Origin of the sequence: Xanthobacter sp. 126 (assembly GCF_000526175.1) — a bacterium.
Lineage (GTDB): Bacteria > Pseudomonadota > Alphaproteobacteria > Rhizobiales > Xanthobacteraceae > Xanthobacter > Xanthobacter aminoxidans.
In genome coordinates this window covers 4,945,796-4,962,362 of sequence record NZ_JAFO01000001.1, presented here as the reverse complement: position 1 = coordinate 4,962,362, position 16,567 = coordinate 4,945,796, and the positions used below count along the sequence as shown (strand labels likewise).

Annotated in this window: 7 protein-coding genes; 5 read left to right on the top strand and 2 right to left on the bottom strand. The window is 70.2% G+C overall.

Going from position 1 to position 16,567, the window contains the following annotated elements; all coding sequences use genetic code 11:
- Nucleotides 1–24 precede the first annotated feature (24 nt).
- Complete coding sequence (locus XAN126_RS0123425) at nucleotides 25–1,161, bottom strand: hypothetical protein (protein WP_024280984.1); 1,137 nt, start codon at nucleotides 1,159–1,161, stop codon at nucleotides 25–27.
- A gap of 337 nt (nucleotides 1,162–1,498) precedes the next feature.
- Between XAN126_RS0123425 and XAN126_RS0123420 the strand changes: the two genes are divergently transcribed.
- From XAN126_RS0123420 to XAN126_RS0123400, 5 genes are all read left to right on the top strand, one after another.
- Entirely contained in the window at nucleotides 1,499–2,977 is a 1,479-nt protein-coding gene (locus XAN126_RS0123420; RefSeq protein WP_155982389.1) for a hypothetical protein, read from the top strand.
- A gap of 292 nt (nucleotides 2,978–3,269) precedes the next feature.
- Nucleotides 3,270–12,512 (top strand): type I polyketide synthase, encoded by a 9,243-nt coding sequence (locus XAN126_RS0123415; protein WP_024280982.1) that lies wholly within the window; start codon nucleotides 3,270–3,272, stop codon nucleotides 12,510–12,512.
- Nucleotides 12,513–12,564: 52 nt separating this feature from the next.
- Nucleotides 12,565–13,755: an efflux RND transporter periplasmic adaptor subunit gene (locus tag XAN126_RS0123410; RefSeq protein ID WP_024280981.1), complete on the top strand. Its 1,191-nt coding sequence runs from the start codon at nucleotides 12,565–12,567 to the stop codon at nucleotides 13,753–13,755.
- Nucleotides 13,756–13,764: 9 nt separating this feature from the next.
- A complete protein-coding gene (locus tag XAN126_RS0123405) occupies nucleotides 13,765–14,910 on the top strand; it encodes an ABC transporter permease (protein WP_024280980.1) in 1,146 nt (381 codons plus the stop codon).
- A complete protein-coding gene (locus XAN126_RS0123400) occupies nucleotides 14,907–15,668 on the top strand; it encodes an ABC transporter ATP-binding protein (protein ID WP_024280979.1) in 762 nt (253 codons plus the stop codon). Before XAN126_RS0123405 ends, XAN126_RS0123400 begins: the two co-directional genes overlap by 4 nt.
- Nucleotides 15,669–15,844: 176 nt before the next feature.
- On the opposite strand, the gene XAN126_RS0123395 is transcribed toward XAN126_RS0123400, so the two are convergent.
- Nucleotides 15,845–16,393 (bottom strand): MarR family winged helix-turn-helix transcriptional regulator, encoded by a 549-nt coding sequence (locus XAN126_RS0123395; RefSeq protein WP_024280978.1) that lies wholly within the window; start codon nucleotides 16,391–16,393, stop codon nucleotides 15,845–15,847.
- Between the last annotated feature and the right edge of the window lie 174 nt (nucleotides 16,394–16,567).

Genomic DNA, 16,567 nt, shown 5'->3' with positions numbered 1-16,567 from the left:
GATGAACCGGTGCGCGATGAACCGTCAGACCAGCGACAGGTCGACGCTCTCGCGCAATCGCGCGACGAGTTCGCCCTGCCGGTTGGTGCCGGTCTTCTCGTAGAGCGCCTTCAGCTGGCTGCGCGCGGTGGAGAGTGCCACGTTGCGCTGCTGGGCGAAGTCGGCGAGGGAGGCCCCCACCGCCAGCGCCGCCGCCAGCGCCGCCTCGGAAGGCGTGAGCTTGAAGGTGGTCTGGATGCGCCGTGCCACGTCAGCCCCGCCGCGTCCGGGCTGGCGCACCACCACCGCGATCTGCGAGCGGGTGGCGAGGCGCGGGCTGCCCTCGCCCGCCGGCAGCGGATGCAGCGACACCCTGTAGGGGCCGGCATCCTCGCCCGCGCGCGGCACTTCCATGTGCTCGGCATGGGTGATGCTGGCCTCGCCCCGCGCGGCGGCCAGCGCCAGCGCGACGGCGGAGGCCACCTGCCGGGAGGCGCGGTCGTCGCGGAAGGCGAGCTTGCCCTGCCGGACAGTGATGTCGCCGGACTTCACCATGCTCTCGCCGGCGCGGTTGACGTGGGCGACGTGCATCTCCGCATCCACCAGGAAGATACCGGCATCCACGATGTCGAGGGCGGCGGCGATGTCGCCCACCTTGGCCTTGGCCTCGTCGAGCAGCGCGTAAAGCTCGAACGCGCGCCTGAGGTGCGGCACCACGAGGCCGAGCTTCTGCCGCTCCGCCTGCCCGAACGGCCCCTGCGCGCGGCCGCGCATGGCGCAGATGGTGGCCATCACGTCGGCTTCCTGGGCGAAGTAGGAGACGAGCGAATGCTCGATGTCCATGGGCTCCACCACCTCGCGGAAGAGCGCGGAGGCGCGAAACTGGTCGGGGTCCACCCCGTCCTCGCCGCAGATGACGCGGCCGGGATTGGAGAGGATGTAGGAGAGGCGGGGGTCTTCCGTCGCGTGGCGATAGAGGAAGGTCTTGTAGTCGTTGTGGTCGTGGCCCCACACGCGCCAGGTGGGCTTGGTCTGCTGCTTGAGGCTGAAGACCGCGAGCTGGCCGACGCGCCCGTCGATGAAGCGGGTGACGCCTTCGAGCAGGATGCCCCACTGACGCGGATCTCCGGAAAGCTCGTAAACGTCCCCGACGAGGCGGGAGTAGTGATCGAGTTCGCCCATGTCCGTCCCATTTTTCGCGCGGCGATATCTCCGGCCGGGCCGGCGATCGCGTCGCCATGATCCGATGGGCCGCCATGGTCCACCCCGCGAGGACCGGACGGCGATTTAGAGTGTGCCTTGAGGCTTGCCCTGGCGCCCGCCGATGCCGGCGGGCGGCCCACGGAGATCGTGAGCGCAGCATTGCACAACCACCTCAAGCTGCAAGACGTCCGAAAGGGGGTCATCCCCCATTCGGATGATGCTGACCGAACCGTTGAAATGGTGACGTATGGGGGAGCCCCGGGGCGGGGGCATCAGAGGAGCGTGCCCTAGAATGCGTGTCGAAAGGCCCCTTGAGATGACCACCGGAAGCGACGAGCAGCGCCCCTCGACCCGGGAGGCCATCAGCGCGCGCGTCCGGAGCCTTGCCATCGAGGCGGGGGCGCGGCCGAGCGACCATGGCTTCGGCCGCATGTTCCCGACGCTGGCGACGCCCTCGCGCGGCATCGGCGAGGGACCGCGGACGCTGAAGGACCTCGCCCGCCTCGCCACCGCCATGGGCGCCTGCGCCGAGGCGCCAAGCGGGCGCGCGCCGCGCCGCCGCGCCGAGGGCGATGCCGACATTCCCGCCGCCTATGCCTTCCTGGTGGAGTTCGTGCTCAACGATCTCGTCTGGGAACGCCGGCCGGCGGAGGAGGCGGCGCTCGCGGGCGCCCCGGCCTTCGTTCCCCTGGGTACCTTCTCCACCCTGTTCAACCGCCGATCCGGCTGCCTCGACCTCGAATCCATCTATGATGCGCCGCGCGATCCCGCCGCCGTGCGCCGGATGCTGCTGGGCGAGGTGTGGCGCAATCCGCTGGGAGAGCCGGCGCTGCCGCCGCGCAAGGGCGCGCGCAACGACCTGCCACGCCTGCCCCGCGCCCTCGACCCGGCCCGTGATCGCGTGCCGCGGATGAGCGACGCGCGCAACGACCGCAGCCTGCCGCTCAGCCAGCTCCACGTCGCCTTCCTGAAGGCGCACAACGCGCTGGTCGCCACCGGCCGCTCCTTCGAGGCGGCGCGCCGGGCGCTGCGGCAGCGCTACCAATGGATGGTGCTGTTCGACCTCCTGCCCAAGATCGCCGATCCGGCGGTGGTGGAGGAGGTGCTGCACGACGGTCCGCTGCTGTGGCGGCAGGAGAGGCCGGGGGACATCTTCATCCCGGTGGAATTCTGGGCGGCGGCCTTCGCCATCGCGCCCAGCCTTGCCCGGCCGAGCTACGACTACAATCGCCACCTGAGGGACACGGAAGCCGCGGCGCTGTCCACCCGCGCCGCCCTCGGCCCCTCCGGCTCCGGCCCGGACGGCCTGCCGGCGGATCGCATCATCGCCTGGGAAGGCTTCCTGCCGCTGGAGGCGGAGGCGCCGCAGCGCGCCCGGCGGCTCGACACCATCCTCGCCGGCGCGCCGGACACGGTGGAGGCGGCGGCGCTCCGGCATTTGTCGCGCGGCTACCGGCTCGGTTTGCCCGGCGGGCAGGCTGTGGCGCAGCATCTCGGCCTGAAGCCGCTCCGGGACGACACGCTGCTCGCCGCTCTGCCGGAAGCCCAGCGGGTTGCCACCTTGCCGTTCTGCGAGGCGACGCCGCTCTGGTTCTACATCCTCGCCGAGGCGGGCGATCCGGCCGGGCCTGCGGGCAAGCATCTCGGCCCGGTGGGCAGCCGCATCGTCGCGGAGGCGCTGTGGACGCTGGCCCGCCATTCGGATGCTTCCATCCTCGCGCCGGGCGAGCTGCGCGACTTCGACCGCTTCACCCTGAGCGACCTTGTGCTGCTGGCGGCGGAAGAGGACGGCTGAGCCCGCCCCCATCACCATCGCCGAAAAGGCCGCCGGCGCGCTGCGTGCCGGCGGCCTTTTCGCGTGGGTACAACCGCAGGGAGGTGGGGTCGCGGGCAAGCTTCAGTATTGGCGCATTCATTTCATTCACGCTGCCCGGAAATGAAGCAGAATGACCGGTAGTCTGGTAAATATACTTCGTATTATAATACCATTTAAAAGTATTTATGCATTCACTCAAGAATTGGTGATGACAACATTTTTGGTATGAGCCTATTTTGCGGTGCGGGATCACACGGAAGGGGCGCTTCCGATGGACAGTGTCGATCTGCTCGACGGCGAGCTGAAAGCCGTCGCCTCCCATACGCTTGCCGAACCCCGGCTCACCGAATCCCTGGCCGTCGCCGTGGTCGGCATCGGCTGCCGCTTTCCCGGCGGCATCGCCAGCGGGGCCGATTATTGGTCCTTCCTCGTCGGCAAACGGTGCGGCATCCGGGAAATTCCGGCCGATCGCTGGAATTACCGCAACTATTACGATGCGGACCCTGAATGCGCGGGGCGCTCCTATTCCAAATGGGGCGGTTTTCTTACCGGCGACGTGTTCCACTTCGATCCCGCTTTCTTCGACATGGCCCCACGCGAGGTCATGTCCATGGACCCGCAGCAGCGGCTGCTGCTGCAGGTGGCGTTCGAGACCGTAGAGGATTCCGGTATCACCCTGCGCACGCTGCAGAAGAAGCGCACCGGCGTGTTCGTGGGCATCTCCACGTCCGACTTCAGCTATTCCCAGCGCTACCGGCGCGTTGCCACCGACATTTTCGCCGGCACCGGTTCGGCCTATTCCATCGCCGCCAACCGCATCTCCCACCGGCTCGACCTCAACGGCCCGAGCATCGCCCTCGACACCGCCTGCTCCTCGGCGCTGGTGGCGGTGGACCAGGCGATCCGCCACCTCTCCATGGGCACCTGCGACGTGGCTCTGGCCGGCGGCGTGAACATGATGCTGGACCCCGGCCCGTTCGTCGCCTTCTCCAGCGCCAACATGCTGTCCGCGACCGGCGCCATCTACACCTTCGACGCCCGCGCCGATGGCTTCGTGCGCGGCGAGGGCTGCGGCCTCGTGCTCCTGAAGCCGCTCGCCCGCGCGGTGGCCGACAGCGACCGCATCTATGGTGTGCTGCGCGGCTCGACGGTCAATCAGGACGGCCGCACGCCGACCCTCACCGCCCCGAGCGACGTGGCCCAGACGGCCATGCTGAACAGCCTCTTGGAGCAGACCGGCATCGACCCGGAAGACGTGGGCTATGTGGAGGCGCACGGCACCGGCACGCCGGTGGGCGACCCCATCGAGGCGAGCGCCATCGGCCGCGTGTTCGGCTCCGGGCGGGTGGACCGGCCGGTACTGGTGGGCTCCTTCAAGCCCAATCTCGGCCATCTGGAATCCGCTTCCGGCATCGCCGGCCTCATCAAGATCGTGCTCTCGGCGCACCACGGCATCGTGCCGCCGAACCTGAATTTCGAGCGGCCGAACCCCAACATCCCATTCGACGCCCTCGGCCTGAAAGTGCCGGTGGAGCCCACCCCCTACGATGCCGAGGACGGGGTGCGCCTCTCGATCGTGAACTCCTTCGGCTTCGGCGGCACCAACGCCTCGGTGGCGGTGGAGAGCTGGCACGGCGGGGGACGTCCTGCGAAGGCAGCGCCCGCGCGCGCCGTGCCGTCCGACGACCCCGCCTTCGTCCCCCTCTCCGCCAACGGCAAGCCGGCGCTCGCGCTCTGGGCCGAGGAACTGGCCGAGGCGGTGGACGAGGGTGGCGCGCTTTCCGGTGTCGCCTACGACAGCCTATCGCAGGTGCTGAAGACCAGCCGCGATCATCTCAGCGAGCGCGCTGTGATCCTGGCCGACCGCGTGGCGCAGGACCTGCCCCATAAGCTGCGCATGCTGGCGCTGGGCGCCGACGCGCCGGCCGAGGAGGCGGAGGCGGTCGCCCCCTACATCATCACCGGCCGCGCTCGCCCGCGCCGGCTCGCCTTCACCTTCTCGGGGCAGGGCGGACAATGGTGGGCCATGGGCCGCAAGCTGCTCACCACCGAGCCCACCTACCGCGCCTTCGTGGACGAGTTCGACGCCGTGCTGAAGCCGTGGACCGGCTGGTCCGTGGTGGAGGAGGTGCTGAAGGCCGAGGACAAGACCCGCATCAACGATGCGGACGTGACTCAGGCCTCCATCTTCACCATGCAGGTCGGCCTCTACCGCATGTGGCGCGAGCGCGGCCTCACGCCGGAACTGCTGGTGGGCCACAGCTTCGGCGAGGTGGCGACCACCTACATCGCCGGCTGCATCGACCTCGAGACGTGCGCGAAGATCATCTACCACCGCGGCCTCATCCCCCACGGCAGCACGCGGCGCGGCGCCATGGCGACGCTGGGCGTCACCTACGACCAGCTCGCGCCTCTGCTGCCCGACGACGGCAGCGTGGTGGTGGCGGCCTATAACGGCCCCACCGCCCAGACCATCTCCGGCATGGAAGCCCCGGTGGACGCGGTGCTCGCCGAGGTGCGCCGGCTGTTCCCGGATGTCACCGCCCGCCGCCTCACCATGGATTTCGGCTGGCACTCGCCCCACCTCGACGATTGCGAGGCGAAGTTCCGCGAAGGCCTCGGCGAGATCGACTGGAAGCCGCCGTCCATCCCCATCGTCTCCACGGTCACCGCCATGCTGGAGACGCGGTTCGACAGCGAATACTGGTGGCAGAACCTGCGCCAGCCGGTAAACTACAAGAAAGCCATCGATTTCTGCCTGGATCTTGGCATCGACGCCTTCCTGGAGCTGGGGCCGCACCGCACGGTGACGCCGCTCATCCACGGCATCGCACAGGAGCGCAATGCGTCTGTCGTGGCCGTGCCCTCGCTGGAGCGGCAGGGCGACGACCGGCTCGTCATGGCCCGCTCCATGGCGAACCTCTATGTGAACGGCGTCGCCTTCGACTGGACCGAGGCGGCCAAGGACGGGGAGGCCGATGCCCCCGCCCGAGCCGAGCATCTGGCCTTGCCGCGCCGCCCGTGGGTCACCGAGCGGCTGGTGCAGCTGCCGCTGGAGGCACGGCAATTCCTGTTCGACACCGACCGCCACCCGCTCTTGGGCTGGCGCGAGAGCGGGCCGGAGCCGGCCTGGACCAACGAGCTCACGCTCAAAAGCCTCAAATATCTCGCCGACCATCGTCCCGGCGGCGACTGCCTGTTCCCGACCGTGGGCTATGTGGAGATGATGGCGGCGGCACTGCGCGAGCTGTTCGGCGCGGCCCCCGTGGAATTGCGCGACTTCAAGATCATGGAGGCGCTCTCCATCGGTTCCGACGACGTGGTGCTGCTGCGCACCTCCTATGATCCCGTTACCAGCCGCCTGCGCATCTCCTCTTTGAAGCGCGACACGGAGGAGGACTGGCGCTTGCGGGTGGAATCCTATGGCTGGCAGCACGCCTTCACGCTTCCCAAAGCGACGTTCGATCCGGCCGTGCTCGCCGGAACGCCCGCCATCACGCGGGAGGATTTCTATCGCCTCACCGCCCGCCACGGGCTCGATTACGGCCCGAGCTTCCAGGCGGTGGAAGCGCTCTGGCTGCCCGGCCCGCGCCATGCGGTGGCGCGCATCGTCAGCGCCGAGGCGGCGCGGCGCACCGGCTTTGTCGCCTTCCCCGGCCTGTTCGACTCTGTGCTGCAGGCCGGCCTCGTGGTGGACGACGTGGAGGCGGGGCTGTGGATCCCCGGCGAGCCCTTGCCGGAGATGGACGAGGTGGGCGGCAAGTATCGCCTCATGCTCCCGGTGGGCATCCGCAAGGTGATGGTGGCTGGCCCGCTGCCGAGCGAGGTGATCTGCGAATTCTTCACCGATCCACGCGACGACACCGGCATTTATCGCGTCTACGCGACGGACGGGACGCCGCTGCTGGCGGTGGAGAACCTTCAGGTGAAGACGCTGGGCGCGCTGAAGGCGTCCTCCAGCGAGGGCGCCGTCGTCATCGACGAGACCTATGAGAGCGATGCCGACAAGGCGCCGGCCCCGCTGCGCACGGGCCGCTGGCTGCTGGTGACCGGGGATGCGGCCGAAACCGCGCCGCTGGCCGCGGCGCTGGAGGCGCAGGGCTCCACGGTGGAGACCATGGACCCCGCCCCTCTGTTCGCCATGGAGGCCGATGCCTTCACGGCCCGGCTGGAGGGGATGCTCGCGGCGCCGGAAGGGCTCGCCGGCATCATCTATGCCGCCACCGCCGGCACGCATCTCGCCGAGGCCGAAGCGCTCTCCACCGAGGCGCTGCTTGCCGCCGTGGAGCCGGCCGCCAACGGTCTCGTCACGGTGGGCAAGGCGCTGGACCTTCTGCGCACCGCGCCTTTGCGGCCCACCCTCGTGGTGCTCGGCCGCGCCGCGCGGCGGGTGCCGGGCGACGGCGCCATGACCACGGACGGCCTCGCCGATGCGCCGCTCCTCGGCCTCACCCGCACCATCGCCAATGAATGCCCCGAATTCGCCGTCCGTCATGTGGATGCGGATGCTGCGGCCTTCGCGGCCGGGGTCACGCTGGCCCAGGCGGTGGCGGAGGAGAGCGCGGAGGCGGAGATCGTGCTGCGCGGCGCCGGCCGCCTCGTGCCACGCCTGCGCCAGAGCGAGCTTTCGGCCCAGGCGCCGAAGCACCGGGTGATCGCGGCGGCAACCGACCGCTCCAACTTCACCGTGACGATGACCCAGCCCGGCGTCATCGACAATGTGGTGCTGCGCGAGTGCACCTATCCGGCGCCGAAGGCGGGCGAGGTGGTGGTGGAGGTCGCGGCCGTGGGCCTCAACTTCCGCGACATCATGGCCGCCACCTCCATCCTGCCCGACGAGCAGGACGGGCCGGGCGCCTGGTGGCGCAACCTGGGCCTCGAATTCGCCGGCACCATCCAGATGGTGGGCGAAGGCGTCACCGGCTTTTCGCCCGGCGACCGCGTGATGGGCATGGGCAAGGGTTTCCTGCGCCGCTTCGCCGCCGCCGATGCCCGCTTCCTCATGCATGTCCCGGATACGGTGGATCTGAAGGACGCCGCCACCCTGCCGGCCGCCTTCATGACCGCCCACTATTCGCTGGTGGACATCGGCCGCCTGCTGCCGGAGGAGCAGGTGCTGGTGCATCTCGCCACGGGCGGCGTGGGCCTCGCGGCCATCCAGGTGGCGCGCAACATTGGCGCCGGCATCCTCGCCTCCGCCGGCTCGGATGCGAAGCGCGATCATCTGCGCGCGCTGGGCATCACCTGCGTGATGAACTCGCGCAGCCTCGAATTCGCCGAGGACGTGCGCGCGGCCACGAGCGGGCGCGGCGTGGACGTGGTGCTGAACGCGCTTTCGGGCGCCGGCATCGACAAGGGGCTGGAATGCCTCGCGCCGTTCGGCCGCTTCGTGGAGATCGGCAAGCGCGACCTCGCGCAGGACAAGCCCATCGGCCTCAAGTCCCTCTATTACAACAATTCCTATTCCGTCATCGACCTCTCCACCATCGCCGACGAGCGCCCCGCGCGGCTCTCCTCTTTGCTGCGGGCGGTGGAGGCGGAAGTGGCGCGCGGTGCCTACCGGCCGCTGGTGGCGACGCGCTTCCCCGTGTCGCGGGCGGCGGATGCCATGCGGCTGTTCGCCAAGGCGCAGCACATCGGCAAGGTGGTGCTCACCTTCGACGAGCCGGAGGTGGAGGTGGAAATCGACCTCGCCCAGCCCATGCAGCTCTCGGGCGAGGCGAGCTATCTCGTCACCGGCGGCCTGCGCGGCTTCGGCGTCGCGGTGGCGGATTATCTGAGCAAGGCGGGCGCCGGCCGCCTGCTGCTCGCGGGCCGCAACGGCACGCCGGATGAGGATGCGGCGCCGGTCATCGCAGCCATTCGCGCGCGGGGCACCGAAGTCGTGCCCCTCGCCCTCGATGTCACCGACCCGGAAGCAGTGGAGGCGGTGATCGCGTCCCATGCCGCCTCCGACAAGCCGCTGAAGGGCATCGTCCACGGCGCGGCGGTGATCGAGGACGGGTTCCTCGCCCAGCTCGACGCGGCGCAGATCAGCCGCGTCATTCGTCCCAAGGTGGGCGGCGGCTGGAGCCTGCACCGCGCGGTGGAAAAGCATGGCGCCAAGCTCGATTTCTTCGTCGGCTTCTCCTCGCTGGCGCAGGTCATCGGCAGTCCCGGACAGGCGAACTACACGGCGGCCAATGCCTTCCTCAACGCGCTGGGTTCGTTCCGCAAGGGGCGGGGCGTCGCCGGCTCGTCGGTGGCGTGGGGCTCCATCGCCGGCTCGGGCTTCGTCTCCCGCTCCGAGGCGCTGGGCAATTATCTCGAAAGCATCGGCATGAAGCCGGTGCCGGACACCGAAGCCGCGGCGTCCCTCGGCACGCTGCTGCGCGCGGAGGAGGAAAACCCCGCCTTCGCCCGCGCCGACTGGTCCGCCATCGCCCGCGCGCTCGCCCGCACCGCCGCGACAGGGCGGGTGAAGCCGCTGCTGGCGCAGCGTTCCGCCGGCCGCTCGCGCATCCAGGCCGATCTGCTGGCCGCCCCCCGCGAGCAGTGGGACGCCATGCTGGCCGATCTCATCCGTGGCGAGGTGGCGAAGGTGCTGAAGGTGGCCGCCGCCGACATCCCGCCAGACCGGCGCCTGTCGGAGCTCGGCCTCGATTCCCTCTCCTCCTTCGAGCTGAAGAACCGCATCGAGGCCCATGTGGATGTGAACATCCCGGTGGCCAAGTTCCTGCAGACGCCCACCATCACCGGCCTCTCCGGCGTGGTGGCCGCCACCTTCGAGGCGGCGCAGAAGGCCCGCGCGGCGAGTGCGGAAGCCCTCGCGGCGGGTGGCGAAGGGGCAGGCGGAAGCGCCGGCCCGCTCGCCTTCCGCCCGCTGGTGCGGCAGGAGGTGATGCTGGCCCTCGCCACCCGCTCCATGACCACGCAGGCCGTGCGCGGCGCGTTGGAGGTGGCGGCCTCGCGCGCCGTCCCGGCTGGGCTGGTCTTCGAAAAACTGGCCCAGGCGCTGGCGGACCTCACTGCGGCGCAGGACGCTTTGCGCCTCACCGCCACCGAGACCGGCGCCATCGTGCTCAACGGCGCACCCGATCTCGAATGGGTCGCCTCCGCAAGCGTCCTCGCGCCGGTGACGCAGCCGGGGCCGCTGTGGCGGTTCGGCGTCTCGAAGGGGACGGATGGCGCGCTGACGCTCCATGCCCGCGCCCACCGCGCGGCGGCGGATGCGCTCTCGCCCCACCTCGCCCTCGCCGCTTTGATCGCGGCCGTGGAGACGGCCCCCGCACCCGGTGCGCCCTTCACCGCCTTCGCGGCGGAGGGGCGCCCGGCCGATGGCGCGCCGGAGCAGGGGCGCCATCTCGCCTTCTGGAAGGAAGTGCTGCGCGCCGTGCCGCCAGCCCTCGCGACGGGTGTGCGCTCGCTGGCGCTGGCGCCCGCCGGCTTCGGCATCAATCGCGGCCCGGTGGGGCGCATCTCCGCCCACATAGCCATGCCCGGCTTCGCCGCCTTGCCGGCGGTCGAGCAGGAGGCGCTGCTGCTCTCCGCGCTCGCACGCACCCTCGCCACCCGGCACGGCGCGACGGCGCTCGCCATCGAGTGCCACAACCCGGCGCGACGCGACGGGCTGCTCGGCCCGGTCTCCACCTCCGTGCCGCTGCTGCTGGACCGGCTGTGCGAAGCCGACCGGCTGGTGCGTCGCACCCGCCAGCGCCTCGCCATGTCTCGCGACCATCGGGCCATCGACACGGCGGCGCTGGAAGCCATCCTCGGCGCCAAGCTCAATGCCGCCGGAGCGGCGCTCCGGCAACTGGGCTTCTCCTATGTGGATGCGGCCTCCGCCGCGGCGCTCGCCGCGCTCGGCATCGCCGATCCGCTGGCGGCGCTGGCCGATCCGTTCAATGAACTGCGGCTCGATGCTCTGGCGGAGGGCGATGGCGTGCGCCTCGTCCTCGCCCTCGACACGGCGGCCTTCGACGCCGGGGCCGGGCGCCCCTTCCTCGACGCCTTCGCCGGCACGCTGGAGGCCCTCGGCGGCACTGCCGCAAGCGTCTGCGACGCCACATGGCACGCCCCCGCCGAGCCCCTGCGCCGCACCGCCGCGGCAGTGCCCGAGTCGGTGGCGGCGTCCGCCCCGGTGCATGTGAGCGGCGAGCGCGAGGTGCCGCTGTCGCTCAAGCAGGGGCTGCTGCTGCGCTCCTTCCTGAAGCCCGAGACCGGCCATGCCTGCCGCTCGGCCTGGACGGTCAACCGCGCCTTCCGCATCACCCCGCGCATGGACCTCGAACGCCTGCGCCGCGCGCTCCGGCTGGTGGAGGAGCGGCAGGAGGCGCTGCGCTCGCGCTTCGTGCTGGGCGACGACGGGCGCCCCCGTGTCTTCATTCTGCCTCCCGGCGAGCCGCCGTTGGTGGTGGAGGATATGCCCGAGGCCAGCGAGTCCGAGGTGGAGGCCCGCATCGCCGCCCTGATGGACGACGAGATGGACCCCTTCACCAACCCGCCCTATCGCATCACCGTCCTGCGCTGCGGGCCGGAGGGCGACGTGGTGGTGGCGCACGGGCACCACACGGTGTTCGACGGCTGGTCCCTCGGCCTGTTCGTGGAAGAGCTGTTCCAGGCCTTCCTCGGCATCCCGCTGCCGCCGCCGGAGATGGATGTCGCGACCTACGTCAACACGTTCGAGCGGGCGACGGACCCGGCCTTCATGGCCGAGCGCGACGCCTATCTGCGCAGCCTCTATGCGGTGGACCCGCCGCCGGTGCCGCACTTCGGCCGCCGGGCCAAAGGCCTCACGCCGAACTTCGACCTCACCCAGGGCGGGCCGTCCGGCGAGATGTTCGCCTTCCTCAGTGCCGATGGTCAGCAGCGGCTCCAGGCCCGGGCGCGCGGGGCCGGCGTCACCGAGACGGCGCTGCTCATCGCCGCCGTCGCGCAGACGGTGGCGGCGCGCGGCGGGGTGGACGACGTGATGCTGAACGTGCCCGCCGCCATGCGCACCGACCGCCGGCTCAATGGCTTCATCAGCTGGGTCGCCGGCTCGGCCTTGCTCCGGGCGCCGGCCCGCGCGCTGCCGAAGCTGGAGACGCTGGCCGCAAGCCTCGCCGACCAGCTCAACCGGGCCATGCCCTATGTGCCGTTCGAATATGCGGCGCTGGACGGCGCGGTGCATGACGAGGTGATCGCCGCCGGCTCCTACCTCGCTTTGTACCAGACCGGCATGCAGGCCCCGGACCGGTTCGCGCGGGGCGCCACCACCTCCACGCTGCAACGGCAGGGCAAGAGCGAGGTGCTGGACCTCGGCCATATCAAGGTCGCGCCCGTCAGTTCGCGGCTCATGCGCTACGCCATCAACGAGTTCGACCTGCGCTCCTTCCAGAGCACGGACGGGCTCGCCTACCGCCTCGGCTTCGACCTCACCGCCTTGACTCCCGCCGAAGGGCGCGGCCTCTTGGAAGAGGTGCTGGACCGGATGGAACTCGGCGGCGACGGCTGCACCGCCATCGTCGATGCGGACGAGGAGCAGCCCGCGTGAGCCTCTTCGAAGACTTTGCACCCCCCATCGTCGCGCGTCGCGGGGGGCGCCCGTGAAGCCGGAGCGCGTCCAGCCCGTTCACCTCAAGCCCGACCATTCGGCCGGGTGGCGGCGGTTCGCCGTGGTCATGCTCCTCATCCTCGCGGCGGGTGGCGCCGGCTTCTGGTGGTATGTGCTGCCGGTGCCGGTGGCCTACCACGAGGTGCGCCTGCGGATGATGAGCCTCGAGATCAACGGCCCCGGCATCCTTGACGCCATCAACCGCGTGGTGGTGACGAGCCGCATCCAGGGCTTTCTCAAAGTCATCGAGGCCGACCGCAACGACACGGTGAAGCGCGGGCAGGTGCTGGCCCGCCTCGAATCCGTCGACCTGCAGAACCAGCTCGCCGCCGCTCAGGCGGAGGCGAGCGCCGCCGGGCGCATGGTGATCGAGGCGCAGGCCGATCGCGCCCGCGCGCAGGCCGTCCTCGACAAGACCAAGATCGAATACGAGCGCCGCGTGACCCTCGTGCGCCTCAACGCCGCCTCGCAGGCGGAGCTGACCACCACGGAAGCCGCCTTCAAGCAGGCCGAGGCGGACATGGCGCGATCGGAGGCCGGCATCGAGCGGGCGCGGGCGCAGGTCCTCTCGCAGGAGGCCAATGTGAAGGTGCTGGAGGCGCGCCTCGGCGAGGCCACCATCAGCGCGCCGCTGGACGGCGTGGTCATCTCCCGCGAGCGCAATCCCGGCGACCTGCTGCTGCCCGGCGCGAACCTGATGCAGGTGGTGGAGCTGTCCTCCATCATCATTTCCGCCCGCTTCGACGAATCCGCCCGCGCCACCATCAAGGCCGGCCAGCCGGCGCGCATCACCTTCGCCGCCGATCCGGGGCGGGTATGGAACGGCAAGGTGCTGCGCCTGTCGCGGCAGGTGGACCAGGAGACGCGCGAGTTCACCGCCGACATCACGCTGGATTCCCTGCCCGAGAGCTGGGCCATGGGGCAGCGCGCCAATGTGGCGGTGGAGGCGCAATCGCCGGAGCAGGTCATCGGCATTCCGGAATCGCTGGTGATCCGCCGCGACGGCCGGGCCGGCGTGTGGCTGGCCCAGCGCGGTCGCGCCAGCTGGACGCCGGTGACGCTCGGCTACATCAGCGGCTCCAACGTGGTGGTGACGCGCGGGCTGAAGGAGGCCGACGTGGTGCTGGCCCCGGCGGGGCGCTACGCCTTCCAGCCGGTCAGCCTCGGCACCCGGCTGCCCTGAGGCGCACCCATGAACATCGCCCTCAAGGACATGCGCTTTTCCGCCCTGCGCTTCGCGCTGACGGCGGTGGGCATCGGCATGCTGCTGGGCGCCACCATGGGGATGATCGGCCTTTATCGCGGCATCGTCCACGAAGCGCTGCTCATCATCAACGACATCGGCGCCGACCTCTGGGTGGTGGAGGGCGGGCGCTCCGGCCCCTTCGCCGAGACCTCGGCGGTGCCGGCCAATCTCGACCGGCGGGTGGAGGGCGTGCCGGGGGTGGATTCCACCCGCCGCTTCATCCAGTACAACCAGCAATACACGATCGACGGCAAGCCTGTGCGCCTCGCCGTGACCGGGGTGGACTACCCCAAGGATTCCGCCGCCTGGATCCCGCTCATCGACGGGCGCGCCTTCCGCTCGACCCGCTATGAGGCCATCGCCGACCAGTCCACGGGGCTTCTCGTGGGCGACGTGATCCGCCTCGGCCATGACGACTATACGGTGGTGGGCCTCACCAAGGGCCAAGTGGACATGGGCGGCGACGGCATGTTCTTCGTCACCATTCCTGATGCGCAATCCATCAACCGCGTGCTGCCCTCCGAGGCCGTGCTGCTGAACCGGCTCGCCAAGGGCCGTTCGCGCATGGGGATGGGGGATGGCGGCTCCATCGCCGCGGTGATGGTGGAGCTGAAGCCCAATGCCGACGTGAAGGAGGTGCAGCGCCGCATCAAGGCATGGGGCGACGTGGAGGTGCTGACCCAGGACGAGGAGCGCGACATGCTGCTGAACGGCCGCCTCTGGCGGCTGCGCGTGCAGATCCTCGCCTTCACCGCCATGACGCTGCTGGTGGCGGGCTCCATCATCGCGCTGACGATCTACATGCTGACGCTGGAGAAGATCAACCAGATCGCGCTTCTGAAGCTCATCGGCGCGCGGGATCGCGTCATCATCGGGCTCATCGTGCAGCAGGCGCTGTGGATCGGCGTGCTGGGCTATGGGGTGGCGCTGGCCATCTCCTTCACCCTCTATCCCAACTTCCCGCGCACCGTGCTGCTGCTGCCGGACGACCTCGCCTGGATCGCCTTCACGCTCTTCCTCATCAGCCTGTTCGCCAGCTGGTTCGCCATCCGCCGCGCCATGCGGGTGCGGGCGCAGGAGGTGCTGGCATGAGCGCCCTCGCGGGAGCTGCCCCGGCCCCCCGCCTCGCCCCGCCGTCGCCGGACGTGGTGATGGAGGTGCGCGGCGCCAGCAAGATCTACCTCTCCGGCCCCAATGCGGTGGCTGCGCTCTCCGACATGACGCTGGCGCTGAATGCCGGGGAGCTGACCGGCATCGTCGGCCCCTCCGGCTCGGGCAAGACCACCTTCCTGATGATCGCCGGCCTGCTGGAGCCGCCCTCCACCGGCGTCGTCCATTTCCGCGGCCGGCCCATCGCCGATCCGCAGACCAAGCTCAACAGCCTGAGAGATTTCCGCCGCACCCATGTGGGCTTCATCTTCCAGAAGGCGAACCTCATCCCCTTCCTGACCGCCGTTGAGAACGTGCAGATCGCGCTGGAGATCAACGACGTGCGGCCGAAGCTGGCGCGGGAGCGGGCACGGGAGCTGCTGGACCAGTTCGGCCTCGGCCAGCGCGAGGACAATTACCCCACCCAGCTCTCCGGCGGCGAGCAGCAGCGTGTCTCCATCGCCCGTGCCTTGGCCAACGATCCGGTGCTGCTGCTGGCGGACGAGCCCACGGCGGCGCTGGACGGCACGCGCGGCCGGCAGGTGATGGAGGTATTCCGCGCGCTCGCCGACGAGCGGCAGGTGGCGGTGGGCGTCGTCACCCACGATCCGCGCTGGTCGGACATCTTCGACCGCATCGTGGAGATGAGCGACGGCCGCATGGTGTCGGAGCGGGCCGGGGGCGTGGCGGGGCATTTGTAGACACGCTGTCATCCCCCGGCTCGTCCGGGGGATCCACCGCGCGGCTGGGCCGGCTCTTGGTGCCCGCGCACCGAGCTGGCGGCCGGGTGGATGCCCCGGACGCGCCGGGGCATGACGGTGCGAGAAAGAGCGGGCGCATTCGGCGATGCGTCCGGGGCGCGAGGGCGGCGCGCTCCTCACACCAGCGGGGAGACCTGCTCGCGCGCCGTCTCGATTTTCCCGTCGGGGGCCAGATAATCGATCAGCTTCAGGGTGCGTTCGCCGGTGCCGGCGAGCTTGGCGATGATGGCGCGCATCGCGCGGAATTCGCTCCCCGAGAGCGGGCCGAACAGGGTGTCGTTGGCCGGCGCCTGCACCCGCGTCAGCTCGGCGAGGCGCTGCTCGGCCTCGGGCGTGACGGCGAGCAGCACCCGGCGGCGGTCGCTGGGATTGACGGCCTTGCTGACGAGGCCCGCGGCGACGAGCTTGTTGATCTCGATGGTGACGAAGGCGCCCGACAGATGCAGGTGCTCGGCGAGGGTGGCGACGCCCAGTTCCGGCACCTTGCCGGTCAGGCGGGCGATGGACATCAGGATCGTGTACTGCGTGCCCGACAGGCCGATGAGGCCGCCGAGGCGGTTGCGCACTTCCTGGATGGCAGCCGCGAACGCCAGCATGTCGTGCACCAACTCGCGGAACTCGGTGTCCGACCCGTCGATCAGCAAGGCGGCGCGTGACGTCGTCAAAGGCAGTGGCCTCCGGCCGCGCCCGGTCTTGGTGTGAGGCATGAAACGCGTGCTCCCGCGCACCGTAGACCCTTTCCCTGCAGAGGGGCGGCGCGCGGACATGTTTTTAGCCGGGCAGGAGGCTTGACGTCTATCAGCCATTTGGTAATAGCTTTATAACAAAGCTATCTAGTG